Origin of the sequence: Spirosoma luteum DSM 19990 (assembly GCF_000374065.1) — a bacterium.
GTDB lineage: Bacteria > Bacteroidota > Bacteroidia > Cytophagales > Spirosomataceae > Spirosoma > Spirosoma luteum.
This window is the reverse complement of sequence record NZ_KB893263.1, coordinates 1-15,866: the sequence shown is the minus strand read 5'-3', so window position 1 is coordinate 15,866 and position 15,866 is coordinate 1. Positions and strand designations below refer to the sequence as shown.

Annotated in this window: 19 protein-coding genes; 7 read left to right on the top strand and 12 right to left on the bottom strand. The window is 50.6% G+C overall.

Going from position 1 to position 15,866, the window contains the following annotated elements:
- Positions 1 to 7 precede the first annotated feature (7 nt).
- Together B156_RS0116400 and B156_RS0116395 are read left to right on the top strand one after the other, a co-directional pair.
- Entirely contained in the window at positions 8 to 1,108 is a 1,101-nt protein-coding gene (locus tag B156_RS0116400) for an aldo/keto reductase (RefSeq protein ID WP_018620847.1), read from the top strand.
- 64 nt (positions 1,109 to 1,172) lie between these two features.
- Entirely contained in the window at positions 1,173 to 2,111 is a 939-nt protein-coding gene (locus B156_RS0116395; protein ID WP_018620846.1) for a helix-turn-helix domain-containing protein, read from the top strand.
- Between the two features lie 10 nt (positions 2,112 to 2,121).
- Here B156_RS0116395 and B156_RS0116390 read toward each other — a convergent pair whose 3' ends face one another.
- The 7 genes from B156_RS0116390 to B156_RS0116360 all read right to left on the bottom strand — a co-directional run bounded on the left by B156_RS0116390 (position 2,122) and on the right by B156_RS0116360 (position 8,434).
- Positions 2,122 to 2,727 carry an acyl carrier protein phosphodiesterase gene (locus B156_RS0116390; protein WP_018620845.1) on the bottom strand — a complete coding sequence of 202 codons (606 nt, stop codon included), beginning with the start codon at positions 2,725 to 2,727 and terminating at the stop codon, positions 2,122 to 2,124.
- Positions 2,724 to 3,212 carry a deaminase gene (locus B156_RS0116385; protein WP_018620844.1) on the bottom strand — a complete coding sequence of 163 codons (489 nt, stop codon included), beginning with the start codon at positions 3,210 to 3,212 and terminating at the stop codon, positions 2,724 to 2,726. The genes B156_RS0116390 and B156_RS0116385 overlap by 4 nt, the downstream gene beginning before the upstream one ends.
- 89 nt (positions 3,213 to 3,301) lie before the next feature.
- Complete coding sequence (locus B156_RS0116380) at positions 3,302 to 4,123, bottom strand: TatD family hydrolase (RefSeq protein WP_018620843.1); 822 nt, start codon at positions 4,121 to 4,123, stop codon at positions 3,302 to 3,304.
- Complete coding sequence (locus B156_RS0116375; RefSeq protein ID WP_018620842.1) at positions 4,120 to 5,136, bottom strand: glycosyltransferase family 2 protein; 1,017 nt, start codon at positions 5,134 to 5,136, stop codon at positions 4,120 to 4,122. Before B156_RS0116375 ends, B156_RS0116380 begins: the two co-directional genes overlap by 4 nt.
- Positions 5,123 to 5,767, bottom strand: a complete 645-nt coding sequence (locus B156_RS0116370) for a polysaccharide deacetylase family protein (RefSeq protein ID WP_018620841.1) — start codon at positions 5,765 to 5,767, stop codon at positions 5,123 to 5,125. Before B156_RS0116370 ends, B156_RS0116375 begins: the two co-directional genes overlap by 14 nt.
- Positions 5,768 to 6,350: 583 nt before the next feature.
- Positions 6,351 to 7,472, bottom strand: coding sequence for a glycosyltransferase family 2 protein (locus B156_RS0116365; RefSeq protein WP_018620840.1), 1,122 nt, complete (start codon positions 7,470 to 7,472; stop codon positions 6,351 to 6,353).
- Positions 7,469 to 8,434, bottom strand: a complete 966-nt coding sequence (locus B156_RS0116360; RefSeq protein WP_040585754.1) for a lysylphosphatidylglycerol synthase domain-containing protein — start codon at positions 8,432 to 8,434, stop codon at positions 7,469 to 7,471. The genes B156_RS0116365 and B156_RS0116360 overlap by 4 nt, the downstream gene beginning before the upstream one ends.
- Positions 8,435 to 8,480: 46 nt before the next feature.
- Between B156_RS0116360 and ruvC the strand changes: the two genes are divergently transcribed.
- A complete protein-coding gene (gene ruvC / locus B156_RS0116355) occupies positions 8,481 to 9,071 on the top strand; it encodes a crossover junction endodeoxyribonuclease RuvC (RefSeq protein ID WP_018620838.1) in 591 nt (196 codons plus the stop codon).
- A gap of 94 nt (positions 9,072 to 9,165) precedes the next feature.
- On the opposite strand, the gene B156_RS0116350 is transcribed toward ruvC, so the two are convergent.
- The 4 genes from B156_RS0116350 to B156_RS0116335 form a co-directional block, all read right to left on the bottom strand.
- The gene (locus tag B156_RS0116350; protein ID WP_018620837.1) at positions 9,166 to 9,513 is read right to left on the bottom strand and encodes a hypothetical protein; all 348 of its coding nucleotides are present in this window, start codon (positions 9,511 to 9,513) and stop codon (positions 9,166 to 9,168) included.
- A 94-nt stretch (positions 9,514 to 9,607) separates the two neighbouring features.
- Positions 9,608 to 11,203, bottom strand: a complete 1,596-nt coding sequence (locus B156_RS0116345) for a peptide chain release factor 3 (RefSeq protein WP_018620836.1) — start codon at positions 11,201 to 11,203, stop codon at positions 9,608 to 9,610.
- Between the two features lie 135 nt (positions 11,204 to 11,338).
- Positions 11,339 to 11,716, bottom strand: a complete 378-nt coding sequence (locus B156_RS0116340; RefSeq protein ID WP_018620835.1) for a DUF423 domain-containing protein — start codon at positions 11,714 to 11,716, stop codon at positions 11,339 to 11,341.
- A 6-nt stretch (positions 11,717 to 11,722) separates the two neighbouring features.
- Positions 11,723 to 12,382 carry a YggS family pyridoxal phosphate-dependent enzyme gene (locus B156_RS0116335; protein ID WP_018620834.1) on the bottom strand — a complete coding sequence of 220 codons (660 nt, stop codon included), beginning with the start codon at positions 12,380 to 12,382 and terminating at the stop codon, positions 11,723 to 11,725.
- A gap of 181 nt (positions 12,383 to 12,563) precedes the next feature.
- Between B156_RS0116335 and B156_RS0116330 the strand changes: the two genes are divergently transcribed.
- The 4 genes from B156_RS0116330 to rplI all read left to right on the top strand — a co-directional run bounded on the left by B156_RS0116330 (position 12,564) and on the right by rplI (position 14,795).
- Positions 12,564 to 13,505 carry a hypothetical protein gene (locus tag B156_RS0116330; RefSeq protein WP_026260861.1) on the top strand — a complete coding sequence of 314 codons (942 nt, stop codon included), beginning with the start codon at positions 12,564 to 12,566 and terminating at the stop codon, positions 13,503 to 13,505.
- Between the two features lie 116 nt (positions 13,506 to 13,621).
- Positions 13,622 to 13,996: a 30S ribosomal protein S6 gene (rpsF, locus tag B156_RS0116325; protein ID WP_018620832.1), complete on the top strand. Its 375-nt coding sequence runs from the start codon at positions 13,622 to 13,624 to the stop codon at positions 13,994 to 13,996.
- Positions 13,997 to 13,998: 2 nt separating this feature from the next.
- Entirely contained in the window at positions 13,999 to 14,250 is a 252-nt protein-coding gene (rpsR, locus tag B156_RS0116320) for a 30S ribosomal protein S18 (protein WP_018620831.1), read from the top strand.
- A gap of 101 nt (positions 14,251 to 14,351) precedes the next feature.
- On the top strand, positions 14,352 to 14,795 hold the full coding sequence (gene rplI, locus B156_RS0116315) for a 50S ribosomal protein L9 (protein ID WP_018620830.1): 444 nt from the start codon (positions 14,352 to 14,354) through the stop codon (positions 14,793 to 14,795).
- An 80-nt stretch (positions 14,796 to 14,875) separates the two neighbouring features.
- On the opposite strand, the gene B156_RS0116310 is transcribed toward rplI, so the two are convergent.
- Entirely contained in the window at positions 14,876 to 15,766 is an 891-nt protein-coding gene (locus B156_RS0116310; RefSeq protein WP_018620829.1) for an IS982 family transposase, read from the bottom strand.
- Positions 15,767 to 15,866 lie beyond the last annotated feature (100 nt).

The following is a 15,866-nucleotide window of genomic DNA, read 5'->3' as shown; positions in this document are numbered from 1 at the left end:
CCCCATTATGGATACAACATCAAGAGATTGGGCTACCTTTCTGTTTTCGGACTTATTGACCTTTGTAGCGTTAAAACACAAAAAAAGCACACAGATGACTAGTAGTATTCAACAAACAAAACTGGGCGGCCAGGGACTCCTCGTCCCGAACGTAGGGCTTGGCTGTATGGGAATGACCAAAATTGCCGGCATGGATATTTATGGCAAAGCAGACGAGACGGAAGCAATCGCGACCATTCATCGGTCGCTGGAGCTGGGCGGCAACTTTTTAGACACGGCCGATTTATACGGTCCCCTGGCCAACGAACGGCTGGTAGCCAAAGCTATTAAAGGGAACCGAAGCCGTTACATCATCGCGACTAAATTCGGGTATGAAATTGACGACAATGAACAACTAACCTGGCGGATAAATGGCCAGCCGGATTACGTCAGAAAAGCCGTTGAACGCTCCCTGAAGAACCTGGGCACCGATTATATCGACCTGTACTACCTGCACCGGCTGGACCCGAACACGCCTATTGAAGAGACAGTTGGGGCAATGGCCGGGTTGGTGAAGGAAGGGAAAGTCGGCTATATCGGCCTGTCGGAAGTGTCATCGGCCACTATACGGAAGGCACACCAGATTCATCCGCTGACGGCCGTACAAACCGAGTACTCCCTGTTTGAACGCAGCGTTGAGGAACAGGGCATTCTGGACACGCTGCGGGAACTGGGAATAGGGTTTGTAGCGTATTCACCCGTGGGCCGGGGATTTCTTTCCGGCGAAATAAAAACGCCGGGCGATTTTCCGGAGAACGATTTCCGGCTGAGCATTCCCCGTTTTCAGGGTGAACAGTTTTACAAAAACATTGACCTGGTGAAGGCAATCAAACAACTGGCTGAAACAAAAGGAATATCGGCCCCGCAACTGGCCATTGCCTGGATCATTACCAAAGGGTTTGTTCCTATTCCAGGCACTAAACGCCGTAACTACGTGGAAGAAAATATAGCGGCCTCCGGTATAACCCTGACCACCGAAGAACTGGCCCAACTGGAAGCTATTGTACCGCTTGGCGTATCGACTGGTGATCGCTACGATGCCGCCGGTATGTCCATGGTTGGTTTATAAGCCTCAATACCGGCACCAGGAAAAGGTGTTAGTACCTTTTTCTGGTGCCTGCTAATCGACTACGATGAAAAAAACGACGAATCCTCCTCACGTTATCAACTCTATTTCAGAGTTGCACCGGATACTGGGCTTACCTAAGCCAGAGCATCCTCTGGTCAGCGTCATCAATCTGGGGGATGTAACCTGCCACTTCGATGAAAGCCTGACCAGCGTAATTTATAACTTCTACTCAATCTGTATCAAGAAAGGGTTTGACGGGACAATGAAGTACGGGCAGAACTACTACGATTTCGACGAGGGGATAATGACCTTTTTTTCACCGGGGCAGGTGATTTCAACCATTACGCCGGAAGACATGTCCCTATCCGGGTGGTGGCTGGTCATTCACCCCGACTTCATCCAGCACTATACACTGGCCAAAAGCATTAAAGATCACGGCTATTTTTCGTACGCAGTCAATGAAGCGCTGCATCTGTCTGAAAAAGAAGAAGCACTGACAGCAACTATTTTTCAGAATATTCTTCAGGAATACCGATCCAGCATTGACGGCTACACGCAGGACGTAATCATATCGCACATCGAACTGTTGCTCAACTACGCCAACCGATTCTACAACCGCCAGTTTATTACCCGCAAACAGGCGAGCCATGATATACTGACCAAGCTGGAAGCGATTCTGACGGACTGTTTTGACCTGGAAAAAGTACAGGTAACAGGCAATCCGGCCCGGGCTGGATTACCCACGGTTCAGTACATATCCGACACTCTGCACGTTTCGCCCAATTACCTGAGCGATATGCTGCGGAAACTGACCGGGCAGAGTACCCAGCAGCACATCCACAATAAACTGATTGAGAAGGCCAAAGAGATACTATCGACAACGACACTGTCTGTCAGTGAAATAGCGTACCAGTTGGGGTTTGAATACCCACAGTCATTCAACAAGTTATTCAAGAGTAAAACCCACCTCTCTCCGCTCGAATTCAGGCAGTCGTTCAACTGAATTCACTTCTTTACAGGCGACTCAGCAGCAACGTGCGCGTTTGCTGGCAATGGGCAACCAGGGCAGGCCAGAAAAGCGAGAAATGCCCGGAAATCTGATCGTAATACCCCGTAAAATCAATAATGGCCGTGTCCAGCCCCGACGGGTAAGCCGTTCGGCGGGATACGCCTTTGAGGGAGCGGTCGATGCCTTCGGTAAACTGATAATTTGTCAGCCAGTCCTGCCGAATCATGTACCCGGCCATACGTTCGGCAGCGGGGGGCAGTCGGGGGGCATTTTCGGTCAGGACGTGGTAGAAATCCGGAACAAATTCGGACAGTGGCTCACCGGTTAATTCCTGAAAATTGACTGCCAGAAAATGATCGAAAAAAATGTCGACTGCCGCCCCGGCGTATTTGTGACAGCGTGGGTGGAGCAAGTCCCGCACGGCCGCTACAGCCGGATGGGCATCGGTAAATGTGTCGATAGCCCGGTGCAGGCGAACGCCTGCCACCTCTGCAGGGGTGAGATCATGGCGCGGACTTTCGGGATTACCCTTGATAAAATCACCCATGAAATTGCCGATGACCAGCCCCGGTTGCCGGTCCGACAGGTAGGCATGGGCCAGGATATTCATGGTGCCGATTGTTCTACAGGGGCATCCACGCCCGCCACATACCGTTCGACCGTGACCCCAAACCGGCGCAGGAAATCGACTCCTTCGTCAGACGGTATTCCTTTGTATTCCGCGTAGGAGTTCAGGTAAACCACCCGGGCTATTTTCATGCTGTAGATAATCCGGGCGCAGGCAATACAGGGCGACAGGGTAACGTAAATCGTAGCTCCTTCAATCTCGGAGCCATTTTTAGCTGCGTACAATATTGCGTTCTGTTCCGCATGCAGGGCCAGCGAACAGGACCCTTTCGAGTCGCGGGGGCAGCCCGTTTCGGGAAATTCTTCGTCGCAGTTGTGGGTTCCGGCGGGCGGGCCATTGTAGCCAATGGAGATGATGCGGGTTTCGCGGGCCAGCACCGCGCCTACCTGCGCCTTGATGCAGTGCGACCGCTTGGCCAGATTGACGGCCAGATCCATGAATATATCATCGAAACGCGGGCGTATCATCGGCGTTTTGGCCTTGGAAAGAGGTATACTGGCGGTGGGTATCATGCAGTAAAGGTAACGTCGCGACGAGATAATTCAGTGAACGTACGCTATCCCGGCAGCAAATTGGTGTACAGGGCGGGGAGCAAGTCCAGGGCATTGGCCGTCGTATGCCGGGCCACTTCGTCTACATTCACCTGTTTCAGGTCGGCCACGCGCTGGGCAATTAAACGTAGATAAGCGGGCTCGTTGCGTTTACCCCGATATGGTACGGGGGCCAGGTAGGGCGAATCGGTTTCGAGCACCAGGTGCTCCAGTCCAATATGTGGTAGTACTGTATCGAGCCCGCCATTTTTGAATGTGCTGACTCCCCCAATCCCCAGCTTAAAGCCCATGTCGATGGCCCGCCTGGCTTCGTCGAGGGTGCCGACAAAACAATGAAAAATACCCGTTAGATTGGGTAATGCCAGTTTTCCGATCAAATCAGCGGCTTCCTGAAACGCGTTTCGGTCGTGGCCGGAGCGGGTATGCATGGACACGGGTAGTTTTTGTTCGGAAGCCCAGCGCAACTGGGTTTCAAATGCCCGGAACTGCTGGTCGACGTAGGTCATGTCCCAGTAAAAGTCCAGCCCGATTTCGCCCACAGCCATAAAGGCATGACGGCTCAGATTTTCTTCTACAGCCGCCAGTTCTTCCTTCACGGTATCCGTCACGTAGGACGGGTGCAGGCCCATCATGGGCAGACAGCGATCGGGGTACTGCTCCGCCAAAGCCATCAGTCCCGGTATGGTTTCGCGGGCGCAGTTGGGCATCCATATCTGGCTGATCTGCTGGGCAGTGGCCCGAGCCAGCCAGTTATCTTCCTCATTATGAGTTACCTCTTCAGCAAACTGCGGGTCGTATATATGGGCGTGGGTGTCAATGAGTATCATGCGTATTTCCTTCCTTTCCAGTCAATTTTTGTGGGCAGCCAGTAATAAACGACGGCTACTGGCCCGATAATGAGTTGGTACCCATCAAATAACAACGCATACGGCCACAATCTGGTTTGCCGTAGTCGGCTCAATCCCAGCGAAAGAACCATTGTTTGAATTAGCAGCCGGCTCAGGTATAGCCCAATCGCCAGTACCGGAGAGAACCAGCCAATCAGCAAAAGCAGGGGACCGGCCAGGTAATTGCCGTACAAAAAGCCTACTATCCAGCCCGGTAACGCAGTAGCACCCCGCATCCAGCGTTTGCGCTGCTGCAAAAATGCGGTGAATGTACCAACCGGTTCGGTACGGGCCAGCACCGATTCACTAAGCAGGGTCTGAAAACCGTATCCTTTCGCCAGAATGGCCCGAAAAAGGGTGTAGTCTTCCGTCACCGAGAAAGGTAACGATTCGTACCCGCCAACCGCGTTGTACGCTTCTTTACTGACCGCCATATTGTTGCCCATTGCCGTAATGGGCATACCTACGCTACCGACCAGATGCGTGAGGGTCAGATTATACAGCCAATCCAGGGTTTGTAGTTTATGAAATACTGATGGGCCTTCTGGTAGCGTAACCCCCGTTACCACCCCGGTATTGCCGGTAAACGAGCGCAGCATTTCGGTAAGCCAGTCCGGTGACACCTGCGTGTCGGCATCCGTAAAAAACAGGTATTGCCCATTGGCCTGACGGGCCAGTTGCGCCAGCACGTTGGCTTTACCGGCCAGCCCAGCCACTGATTCCGTGCTGTCAATCAGCCGAAAAGCGGGGTTATCCCGCACAAACCCGGCAACCAGTGTGGCAGTCTGGTCGGTAGACTGGTCATTGCCAATAAGCACATCAATGGAATTGGCCGGGTAGTGGAGCTGGCCGACTGCCCGCAGGCAGGCACCTATTATGGCTTCTTCGTTGCGGGCGGCAATCAGGATACTGACCAGCGGGTATTGCTGGTCAGGGGGGCTAATAGCCAGCATAAATGGGTTGTGGAACGGCACGAAACGAATACCCTTGCCGGGCAAAATGGTCCAGCATACGGGGCAGCACGAACCGCATGGTTGGCCAGGCTTTCAAACTATCGTGAAAGACCACGATAGAGCCGGGTTTGGTGTATTGAATTGTTTTCTTCAGACACACGTCGGGGGATAGTTTCGTATCAAAATCACCCGTCAGCACATCCCACATAACAATGGAGTAGTGTTCCATCACCCGAGCCGCCTGCGTCTTTTTAATCCGGCCATAGGGGGGACGAAATAAGGACGTTTCTACACCCAGCAAGTCCTGACACTGCTGAATATTTTCCAGATAAACGGCATCCTCCGTTTTCCAGCCATTCAAGTGATTAAATGTGTGATTCCCGACCATATGCCCCGCTTCAAGCACCCGGTACAACACCTCCCGATGCTTGCGGACGTTATCGCCAATGCAAAAAAATGTAGCCTGTGCTGAAAACCTATCCAGCTGCTCCAGCACAAACTCCGTCACGTCCGGGATAGGTCCGTCATCAAACGTCAGATAAATCGTTGGTTCGGACTCATCCACAATCTTCCACCAGCATTCGGGATAGATCGTCCGGAATAGAAAGTTGGACTTGTGAAGAAAAATCATAGGTAAACGGCTACTGGCTGATACTGGACAGATTCTTTCGGACAGGGTTTTCTTCCCAATCCTTATTTCAAAGGTGAGAATAATCTACTTATAAATAAAGACCAGCTTACGCGGTACACGTTTGGGTGGCCTGCTCAAAACTGATTTCCGTTTCATCGGGTGTACTATAATCGTACTATGGTCTACCGATTACCGGGCTACCTATGAGCCGGGCTATCAAGTGTAAACTCACTTACAAATGCCGAAAAGGCAGTTGAATAGATTACAACATTCCAATCAACTTTATTAAAATGTGGTTAATTCATAGTTATTTATAACTATGAATTAACCACATTTTAATAAATATCACTGCATGATAACTTTAAGTATGTTTCCTATTTACATGTAGATACATTAAGTTTGCACTCGAGTTATTACAATTAAACTTTTACATGCAACGCTTTATTTTATCCATCGACGTAGTTAACACAATCACTTGGTCGGCAGTCCTTGCTGTTGCCATTCTTCTGGCTACGTTAATGGTCAAGATTCTCTTCTAAAGTCTGTCGTTGCGTTACAACGTACAACCCCACCGTTAGGCTTTTCAGGTAAGCCGACGGTCTTTCCAGGTATAGCCTTTCCCCTGAGCGGCCAGACCAAAAAAAAGCACGTAAAGCGGGTAAATCAACTGCGTAAACGGGATGCCCCAGACGGCGGATCTTTTTTGCAGGAAAACGAGTATCCGGTGCAGGAACAGGAATTCAGGAATTATTTTCAGCCCCAGTACCATCAGCACCGTTTTTCCGGTTAGATAGCCGCCTGCCCAGCCCAGTATGCTCACAATGGGGGCGGCATTACTCAGGAAGATAAATACAGCCAGCACCGATGGCCCGTAACTGGCATATGCTTTCCATTTGCTGGCCCATCGTTTTCGCTGGCTGTAGAACGCCCCCCACGACCGGTGCGACCCGGTGCGGACAATCGATCCCGCATGCTTCAAAAAACGAACACCATCCGGATACCGGGAGGCAATTTTGTGCATCAGAAATTCATCATCACCCGACGCCAGATGGTCAACCCCGGCAAAACCACCCACTTCCGTAAAGACCTTTTTTTCGTAACACAGGTTGGCTCCATTGCACATAGTTGGGTACCCCAGCCGCATCGTACAGGCACCAGAACCGATTAAACTGGCGAACTCCACCGTTTGCAGCGTATCGAACACGCCGTGTTCATCCGTAAAGGTTACCGGTCCCGAAATAAGTTTGGCACCCGTTCGGGTATAAAACGCAGCAATCGTCGCCAGCCATTCGGGACCAACCCGACAGTCGCCATCGGTTGTCACGATAAGGTCGCCCGTGGCTTGTGCGATACTTTGGGTAATGGCGCGTTTCTTGGGGGATGCGGTACGCTCCTCACGCAGCGAAAGCGGATGCAGGACGAAAGATGCCTGTTCGGCATACTGCCGGACAAGCTGCCCGGTGTTATCCGTTGAGGCATCATCCGCTACAATCACCTCGAACTGGCGGAAGGTCTGCTTACTCAAATCGTCCAGCAGATTACCAATGGTTGACGCTTCATTCCGGACCGGGATGATAACCGTAATACGCGGGCTCCCCGTGCCGGGAATATCAGGAACGAAGGCGGGCATACGGAGCCAGGTCATCCACAGCAAGAAGGTAAAAAAGGCATACAGCAGGCTAACGGCCAACAGAGATAAGGTCATTCGGCAGTTAGTTTAAGTTTCCAGACCCAGTACAGGCCAATTAGTACCGGCATCAGAATATTAGTGAACCAGAGCAGCAGGGTAGCCGTGATAAGCACCTGAACCGATGGACCGAAGGGCGCAAATACCCACAAGGCAGCTGCTTCGCGAACGCCCAGATCACTTAGCAGGTTAAACGCGGGCGTTACGGTTTTAACCAGAAAAACCAGCCCGATACCTGACGCGGCTACATCCGGTACCATGTGTATGCCCACAATCCGCATGGCGAGATAAAATTGGATGGCAAATACCCCATACCGAGCCGTGGCGACCAGCAGTGCCAGTGCTATTTCGCGGTCTGAGTACAACCCGGCTACGTTCCAGTAGGTGGCAAAGCGGTTTAACCCGGCCCGGCCCGACAACCAGTGTACCAGCCGCATTCGGATGAGTCCGAATACCACGCCCCCCAGCGATAGCATACCCAGTAGTACCAGCAGCCATCGGCCAGCCGGGCTGGCGCGGTCGGGTACCAGACTTAAGTGGTGCGCCCAGGCTACGGTTCCCATGACCAGTGCCACATAAAACTGCATCCCCCCCGACACCAGTGAGGCTCCAATAGCGGAACTTCGTTTGCCATCACGCAGGGACAGCACCCGTCCGGCAGTATCGCCCAGTTGGGCAGGTAGCGCAAATCCCAGCGAAACACCCGCCAGCACCCCACTGTAGGCTGCCCTAAACGACGTCTTTTCCACGCGCTGGAGCAGTATCCACCATTTCAGGGCTTCGAGCCCCCAGTTTAGGGGCGTAAGCAAGAGCAAACCACTGGCCCACCATTCGGGGTGTTCAACGGTGCGTAACTGCGTCTGCAGCCTGGCCCAGTCGAACGGCTGTTGACGCAGCACGTAACCGATGTAAACCAGCAGCAGCGAAAAAACGGCAATTTTAGCCCAGAAAATGATTTTTTTACCCGAATTCCGCGACAAAACAGATGAGAACACGTTACTTTGTAAAAGACCCAACACCGTATCCATGATTATAACGCCCAAGCCCGTTGATCCTACCAAAGAGAAAATTATTCTGGGCGTAGACCCCGGCACGATGGTTGCCGGTTACGGCATCATCTCCGTATCGGGGGGCGTTATGAGTATGATTCAGTACGGCGTGGTTCAGTTGAGCAAATATAGCACCTACCAACTCAAGCTCCAGAAACTCTATGAAACCATCCTGCGCCTGATTGACGAACACCACCCGGATGAGATGTCCATCGAAGATCCTTTTTTCGGTAAAAACGTGCAGGCTATGCTCAAGTTGGGCCGCGCACAGGGCGTTGTGATGGCGGCAGCCCTGTCGCGCAATATTCCCATTGTTGAGTATGCGCCCCGGCGCATCAAGCAGTCGGTTACGGGCAATGGTAATGCTTCTAAAGAGCAGGTATCACAGATGGTTGGACATCTGCTCAGGCAAGACCTGGACCCGAAGTTTTTCGACGCTACCGATGCGCTGGCCATCGCTATATGCCATCACTTCCACGAAAACGCTCTGCCGGTTGCTCCGGGCAAGAAGAATAAAAAGGGTGCCTGGGGTGCTTTTGTCAGCGAGAATTCAGGTCGGGTAATGTAGCACGATTGTCCTTTTTTCATTCCATTTATATACCGAAAAAGCCTCCACACGGGAGGCTTTTTTTAGTATCAGTAACGCTTGAACCGGTTGAAAATTAATTATCGCCGGACTTCGGTGCCTTCTTTTTGGCCTTCACTGACGAAGCGCCGGTCCGGGTACTGCTTCGCGCGTCTACTTTCGTTGTACCCGTTGTTGAGCCACTGCGAATACCCTGGTTCTGATCGTTTGTTAAGCCCGTACCAGCGGGAACCCCTCCCACCCCGGCCGACACCCCATCCGTACCATCGTGCGTATTTTGGGCGGATGGGTTTGAGCGCATCACTTCATTTTTGGTTGGAGCCCCGGCCATCGATTTCGTCTTGGTCTTGGCTGGTTTTTGTTGGGCACTGACCGTTCCGGCACACAGCAGAACGACAGCAGCCGCAGCGAGTAAGTTTGTCATGGGTATTATCCGTTTAACGTGAGTTATACCTGTAGTAACTGATTCGACCGCAATGAGTTTTGTCAATAGCCCAAAATAGCCAGGAATAGTGGTTCTAGGCAGCCACCTTAAATTCCGACGTTAAATGGAACGTTACGTCCGGGTTGTTTTGCTGGTTCATGCGGAGCATCCAGTCCGATTCGGCCAGAAAAACCGGATTCTGGTCTTTGTCATAGGCAATCTGGTTTCCTTTCAGCCGGATGAACTCCGCCAGTTTTGCCGGGTCTTCCGCCGTAATCCAGCAGGCTTTGGTGTAGTTAAGCGGCACCCACCGGCACTTGGCGCCGTATTCATTCTCCAGACGGTACTGAATAACTTCAAACTGAAGTTCCCCTACGGTACCAACGATTTTACGATTACCCAGTTCAAGCGTGAACAACTGCGCTACGCCCTCATCCGTCAATTGCTGAATACCCTTGTCCAGTTGCTTGGATTTCATGGGGTCCAGGTTGACGAGTTCCTTGAAAATTTCGGGGGAGAAACTGGGTATTCCCTGAAACTGTAACTCCTCCCCTTCGGTCAGCGTATCGCCAATTTTGAAGGTGCCCGTATCGTAAAGCCCAACCACATCGCCGGGGAAGCCTTCTTCCACTACGCTTTTGCTATCAGCCATAAAACTGAATGGACTGGCAAAGCGCACGTTTTTATCCAGCCGCGTATGGTGGTAAAATTTCCCCCGCTCAAACACCCCCGAACAGATGCGTAGAAACGCAATACGGTCGCGGTGGCGCGGGTCCAGATTCGCGTGGATTTTGAAGACAAAGCCGCTGAAATTTTTTTCATCCGGCTGCACCTCACGCTTATCGGTTGGGCGGGCAATGGGTTCGGGGGAAATGTTGCAAAACCCTTCGAGCAGTTCTTTCACCCCGAAGTTATTGACCGCCGACCCAAAAAATACGGGAGCCAGCTGGCCATCCAGATACGCCTGCCGCTCGAAGGAGTCATACACCCCATCAATCAGGTCAACATCTTCCCGAAGCTGGGCCGCATCACGGGCGCCTACTTTCTCGTCGAGCAAATCATCGGCCAAGTCAATGGGCAGTACGTCGGCTTCAACTTTCGTTTTGTTGGCTTTGAAGAAATATAACTTTTTCTCGATAAGGCTGTATACCCCTTTAAAGTCAGAACCCATATTGACGGGCCAGGTCATAGGCCGCACCCGAATGTTCAGCTTCTCTTCCAGTTCGTCCAGCAGGTCGAACGGATTACGCCCCTCACGGTCGAGTTTGTTGATAAAGATGATAACCGGCGTGTCCCGCATCCGGCAAACTTCCATCAGCCGTTCGGTTTGTTCCTCAACACCTTTTACGCAGTCGATAACCAGTATAACACTGTCGACAGCCGTCAGTGTACGGTAGGTATCTTCCGCAAAGTCTTTGTGACCAGGTGTATCGAGAATATTAATTTTCAAGTTGTCGTAGTCAAACGTCATAACCGACGTAGCCACGGAGATACCCCGCTGCTTCTCGATTTCCATGAAATCGGAGGTAGCCGTCTTCTTTATTTTGTTCGATTTTACCGCCCCGGCCGTCTGGATTGCTCCACCAAACAGCAGGAGCTTTTCGGTCAGGGTAGTTTTACCGGCATCCGGGTGACTGATAATGGCGAATGTCCGCCGACGGGCGGTTTCAGCCGCTACATTAGTTTGCATTATTCTCAGAATAAAAAGACAAAGATAGGTAATGAATGATGAATGATAAATTATGAATGATTAATGAGCTGAACCGGACTTACTCATAATCGCTCCGGAGACCCATTCATCATTCATCATTTATGACTCATCATTCTAAACAAACGCCCACAGCACCAGCGCCCAGCCAATAATCATGGCCAGACCGCCAATGGGCGTGATGGCACCGAGCCACGTAATACCCGTGAAACAGAGGATATACAGCGAGCCGGAAAAGATAATAACGCCCCCCAGAAATGAATAGCCTGCCCAGTTAAGCAATTTCACTATAGTAGGATTGTTACCGAATGTGTGCATGAGCAAGCCCACCAGTACCAGCGCAAAGGCATGATAAAACTGGTACTTTACCGCCGTTTCGAAGGTATCTCCCCGACCCGTTGCTTCGAGCATGTTTTTGAGCGCATGCGCACCAAACGCGCCCAGTGCTACCCCTAATAAGCCAAGTATAGCGCCAGCCTGAATAAAGAATTTCATAGGATTTCAGTTTCTACTCCCAAAAATAGCACTCCCAACCCGGACCATCGTGCTGCCTTCCTCAACGGCCAGCAGATAATCGCCACTCATACCCATCGACAGCTCGCTGAACTGAATCATGGATCGCTGAATTTGGGCCAGTTTATCGTACAGGGCTTTTAACCCCCTGAACTCCTGCCGAACCTGCTCCTGATCGTCGGTATTGGTGGCTAGCCCCATTAACCCGATAATCCGGATGTTTGATAACTCATCCAACGCATTATCAGCGAGCAGTGCTTCGGCCTCATCGGCCGAGAGACCAAATTTGGTCTCTTCGTCGGCAATGTAAATCTGAAGCAGGCAGTCGATCGTTCGATTATACCGGGCAGCCTGTTTATCGATCTCCTGCAACAACCGGAGACTATCTACCGACTGGATCAGGGCCACGAAAGGGGCGATATATTTAACCTTGTTGGTTTGCAGGTGACCAATTATATGCCACTGTACATCGGCCGGCAACTGAGGTTGCTTTTCGGCCATTTCCTGCACTTTATTTTCTCCAAACTGCCGACAACCGGCGTCGTACGCTTCTTGCAACAGCGCAACGGGCTTCGTTTTTGTGACGGCAATCAGGGCCGCTTTACCGGCTAACTGACGCTCGATCTGTTGAATGGTATCCGCAATCATACTGCCTTCCGTAGCACCTTTATGGCCCTGTTTTAGTATTATTGTGCAAAGTTAGGGGTAACAACCACACGTTTTGTTGTGTTTTTTGGCCGCTAACCAGCTAAAGGGATAATAAATTACCCAGCACTTTAGTTCTGGTAAAGATTTCAAGCGTAACCCGTCTGTTTAATTGATGACACCCATGGAACCCCGACCACAACCCCAAAATAATAGTCGTAGTTACTTGTTAGCGGCCCTATTCATTCTGGCGGCCCTTAATTTACTGCTGCTGTATTTCTACTACCAGGAGAAGCAGGAAAACAAAACAAAAGATGCCACGATTGTGGCCAAAACGGAGGAAGTGCTGATTGCAAAAACTAAACTCGACTCCATATCGGCCCAGTTGGACTCCAAGATCGCTGAAATTCAGCGATTGGGCGGTAACATCGATTCACTCATGAAAGTGAAAACGCAACTGGAAAAAGACAAGCGTGAACTAAGGAACGTTGGCACATTCGACCAGAAAAAGTACAATCAGAAAATCCGCAATTATCAGGCTATCCTGGCCCAGAAAGACCAGGAAATAGCCCGATTGAAGGAAGAAAATGGTGTGCTGACGCAGCAGAACGAAGCATTGGCGGAGGAAAACAGTGGCCTGAAAGCTGAAAGACAATCCCTGAGTGACTCGGTCATGTCGGTCACGACAAAAAATCAGGAACTTGCCGAAAAAGTGTCTATAGCAGCCGCATTAAGGGCCGAAGCCGTTACGGTTAATAGTGTTAACACACGGGGGAAGGAAAATGACGGGGGCACTTATAAAGCAAAAAAGACCGATAAAATTCATATATCTGTGTTGTTAGCCCCTAACGGTCTGGCTAAAAAAGATGAGAAAGTGGTGTATATACGCGTTCTGGACCCCAGCGGAGCCGTCATCTCCGATATGGCAACGGGGTCTGGCGAGTTCACTTATAACGGACAGGGTATGACTTACACGGCTATGCAGCGTTTCAATTTTGACAACAGCCGCCAGCGCATCGACTTCTTTTACGGTCGGGGTGGGCAGCGTTTCAACCCGGGCAAGTACAACATCGAAGTCTACAGCGAAGGATTCCGCATTGGTGAAGGCGAGTTCGCCATTAAGTAGGAGCCGTTACGGAGCATGGGGTTAATGGTATAAGGTAGCAGTTTTTTACCTTTGGCCCTTGACCCCATGCTTTTTTTTCGTACCTTTGCGCCCTCATTTCAAACCAATTACAAACAATGTTTCCTAATAACTACGAGACGGTGTTCATTTTAACTCCCGTTTTATCTGATGCTCAGATGAAGGACGCCGTTGATAAGTTCCGTGCAGTGCTGACCGACAACGGTGCGGAGCTTATTCATGAAGACCATATGGGCCTTCGCAAACTGGCCTATCCAATACAGCACAAGAACACGGGTTACTACCAACTCTTCGAGTTCAAGGCCCCCGGCACGATCATCGAGAAACTCAATACAGAGTACCTCCGTGATGAGCGCATCATTCGTCACCTGACGATTTCGCTCGATAAGCACGCTGTTGCCTACAACGACAAAAAGCGCAATGGCTTAGTGGGTAAGAAAAAACAAACCGAAAACGCCGGGGAGGCCAAGTAATCATGAGTCTGCAAAACGAATCCGTCTCGAAAACCGAGAACCGCAAAAAATACGACCGCTTCAAGAAAGCCGGCATCAAATACATCGACTATAAGGATGGTAACTTCCTGCTTAAACTGCTGAACGAGCAGGGCAAAATCCTGCCCCGTCGGCTAACCGGAACGACCCTGAAAAACCAGCGCAAAGTGGCCCAGGCTGTCAAACGCGCTCGTCATTTAGCCATCCTGCCTTACGTAGGCGATTCACTAAAATAGTTTACAGTTTTCGGTTTGTGGTTTATGGTGGGCTTTCGCATTGGTGAAACCGCATCGCGCAACTGAAAACCGAAACCAGTAAACCGAAAACCTTTCAAAAAATGAATATCATTTTAAAAACCGATATTGCCGGCCTGGGCTATAAGAACGACACCGTAGCGGTGAAGCCCGGTTACGGACGCAATTACCTGATTCCTCAGGGGTATGCGATGATGGCAACCGACTCCAATAAGAAGATCGTTGCCGAGAACATTCGTCAGGCGGCTCACAAAGCCGAAAAACTGAAGACCGACGCCCAGAATATTGCTGATGGTATCGGTGAGATGACGCTCACGATCCCGGCGAAAGCGGGCGACAGTGGCAAAATCTTTGGTCGGGTGACTAACACCCAGGTAGCCGACGCGCTGCGCGAGAAGGGTTTCGACATCGACAGGAAGAAAATTACGGTGGAAGATGTGAAAAACCTGGGTACCTACGAGGCTTCGCTGGACCTGCATAAGGAAGTGAAGCACAAAGTGAAATTTGATGTGGTTGCGGCTGAATAAGCAGTAACGACCTTCGATACAAACGACCGGCCGCTTTAAAGCGAAGCCGGTCGTTTTTTTAAGGTAACGTGTATACGGGATTAGGCATAGACAGGTTTAACAAATACTGACGGCTTGGTATCGTAAAAATGATAGGCCACTAAGCCCGCCATCGTGTGTACAATAGCATTCAGCGGTGAACGATGGCGGCTGTGATCCACATCCATCACGCTCATCAAAATGTCATTCACCGATTCAATTAAGGCCCGCTTTTTAAGCCGCAGTTTGTCATCTAAATCTATCACCGAATTCTTCATGTTTTTGCGGATTTTAGTAATGATATGAAGTCCCTGCTGATAAAACTGCTCGAAGAGTTTACTGATGTAGCCTTTGTCAGCATAGCATTTGCCGGTTAGGCTTCCCAAGAGCCGACCCAAGACTGTTTCGTTATTGTCGGAGACGCTGGCAGGCGTAAGGAGAAAATTCATAACCTGACCTAACTGATTGATAACCAAGTGTAATTTGAGACCGTAAAACCAGCCTGTTGATGATTTGCCCCGGCTAGCGATGTCTTTGAAGACCCGATGGAAATGAATACGGCGGTTGTCACAGACGGGCAGTTTCTTGCTATCGGCGAAATAGCAACCGGTCCGTTTGCTAAGCAGACATAGGTATTTGGTCAGCACATGGATGGTGGCTACCTGCCGGGGTAGCAAGTCGATAAATCGCTGATAAGTAACAAGCCGGGGGAAGTAGGTAGGCATTTGAGTTTGAACTAACCGCTGATAATAGTATTGAAAGTTTTTGTAGCCTGAGTGATGATAATAGACCAGGATAGTGATGATTTCGCTGTTGCTTAACTCAGGCTGTCGGGTTGGCTGGCGAGTGGGGGCTAAAGCCCGACTGGCCAGCCATTGATCAAATAGATTGACAAAATCATCGACTGCAATGAAGAGTTCAATGAGTTTTTCTTCGGAAATTTGCGACTGCATAGGGGCGAGGAGTTTGATTTGTTGGCTTAGACACCACAAATTTAGCTCTACTGCCCCTATTGCGCTTTCAGCGTCTTGAATCTAATCCAGTATTCACGTT

Bases quoted from the DNA above. Each gene is read 5' to 3' on its own strand.
- rpsF (WP_018620832.1), top strand. From the start codon at position 13,622: ATGTTTCCTAATAACTACGAGACGGTGTTCATTTTAACTCCCGTTTTA.
- B156_RS0116380 (WP_018620843.1), bottom strand. From the start codon at position 4,123: ATGATACTCATTGACACCCACGCCCATATATACGACCCGCAGTTTGCT.
- B156_RS0116390 (WP_018620845.1), bottom strand. From the start codon at position 2,727: ATGAATATCCTGGCCCATGCCTACCTGTCGGACCGGCAACCGGGGCTG.
- B156_RS0116375 (WP_018620842.1), bottom strand. From the start codon at position 5,136: ATGCTGGCTATTAGCCCCCCTGACCAGCAATACCCGCTGGTCAGTATC.
- B156_RS0116340 (WP_018620835.1), bottom strand. From the start codon at position 11,716: ATGAAATTCTTTATTCAGGCTGGCGCTATACTTGGCTTATTAGGGGTA.
- rpsR (WP_018620831.1), top strand. From the start codon at position 13,999: ATGAGTCTGCAAAACGAATCCGTCTCGAAAACCGAGAACCGCAAAAAA.
- ruvC (WP_018620838.1), top strand. From the start codon at position 8,481: ATGATTATAACGCCCAAGCCCGTTGATCCTACCAAAGAGAAAATTATT.
- B156_RS0116335 (WP_018620834.1), bottom strand. From the start codon at position 12,382: ATGATTGCGGATACCATTCAACAGATCGAGCGTCAGTTAGCCGGTAAA.
- B156_RS0116350 (WP_018620837.1), bottom strand. From the start codon at position 9,513: ATGACAAACTTACTCGCTGCGGCTGCTGTCGTTCTGCTGTGTGCCGGA.
- B156_RS0116330 (WP_026260861.1), top strand. From the start codon at position 12,564: ATGGAACCCCGACCACAACCCCAAAATAATAGTCGTAGTTACTTGTTA.
- B156_RS0116385 (WP_018620844.1), bottom strand. From the start codon at position 3,212: ATGATACGCCCGCGTTTCGATGATATATTCATGGATCTGGCCGTCAAT.
- rplI (WP_018620830.1), top strand. From the start codon at position 14,352: ATGAATATCATTTTAAAAACCGATATTGCCGGCCTGGGCTATAAGAAC.
- B156_RS0116370 (WP_018620841.1), bottom strand. From the start codon at position 5,767: ATGATTTTTCTTCACAAGTCCAACTTTCTATTCCGGACGATCTATCCC.
- B156_RS0116400 (WP_018620847.1), top strand. From the start codon at position 8: ATGGATACAACATCAAGAGATTGGGCTACCTTTCTGTTTTCGGACTTA.
- B156_RS0116345 (WP_018620836.1), bottom strand. From the start codon at position 11,203: ATGCAAACTAATGTAGCGGCTGAAACCGCCCGTCGGCGGACATTCGCC.
- B156_RS0116310 (WP_018620829.1), bottom strand. From the start codon at position 15,766: ATGCAGTCGCAAATTTCCGAAGAAAAACTCATTGAACTCTTCATTGCA.
- B156_RS0116365 (WP_018620840.1), bottom strand. From the start codon at position 7,472: ATGACCTTATCTCTGTTGGCCGTTAGCCTGCTGTATGCCTTTTTTACC.
- B156_RS0116395 (WP_018620846.1), top strand. From the start codon at position 1,173: ATGAAAAAAACGACGAATCCTCCTCACGTTATCAACTCTATTTCAGAG.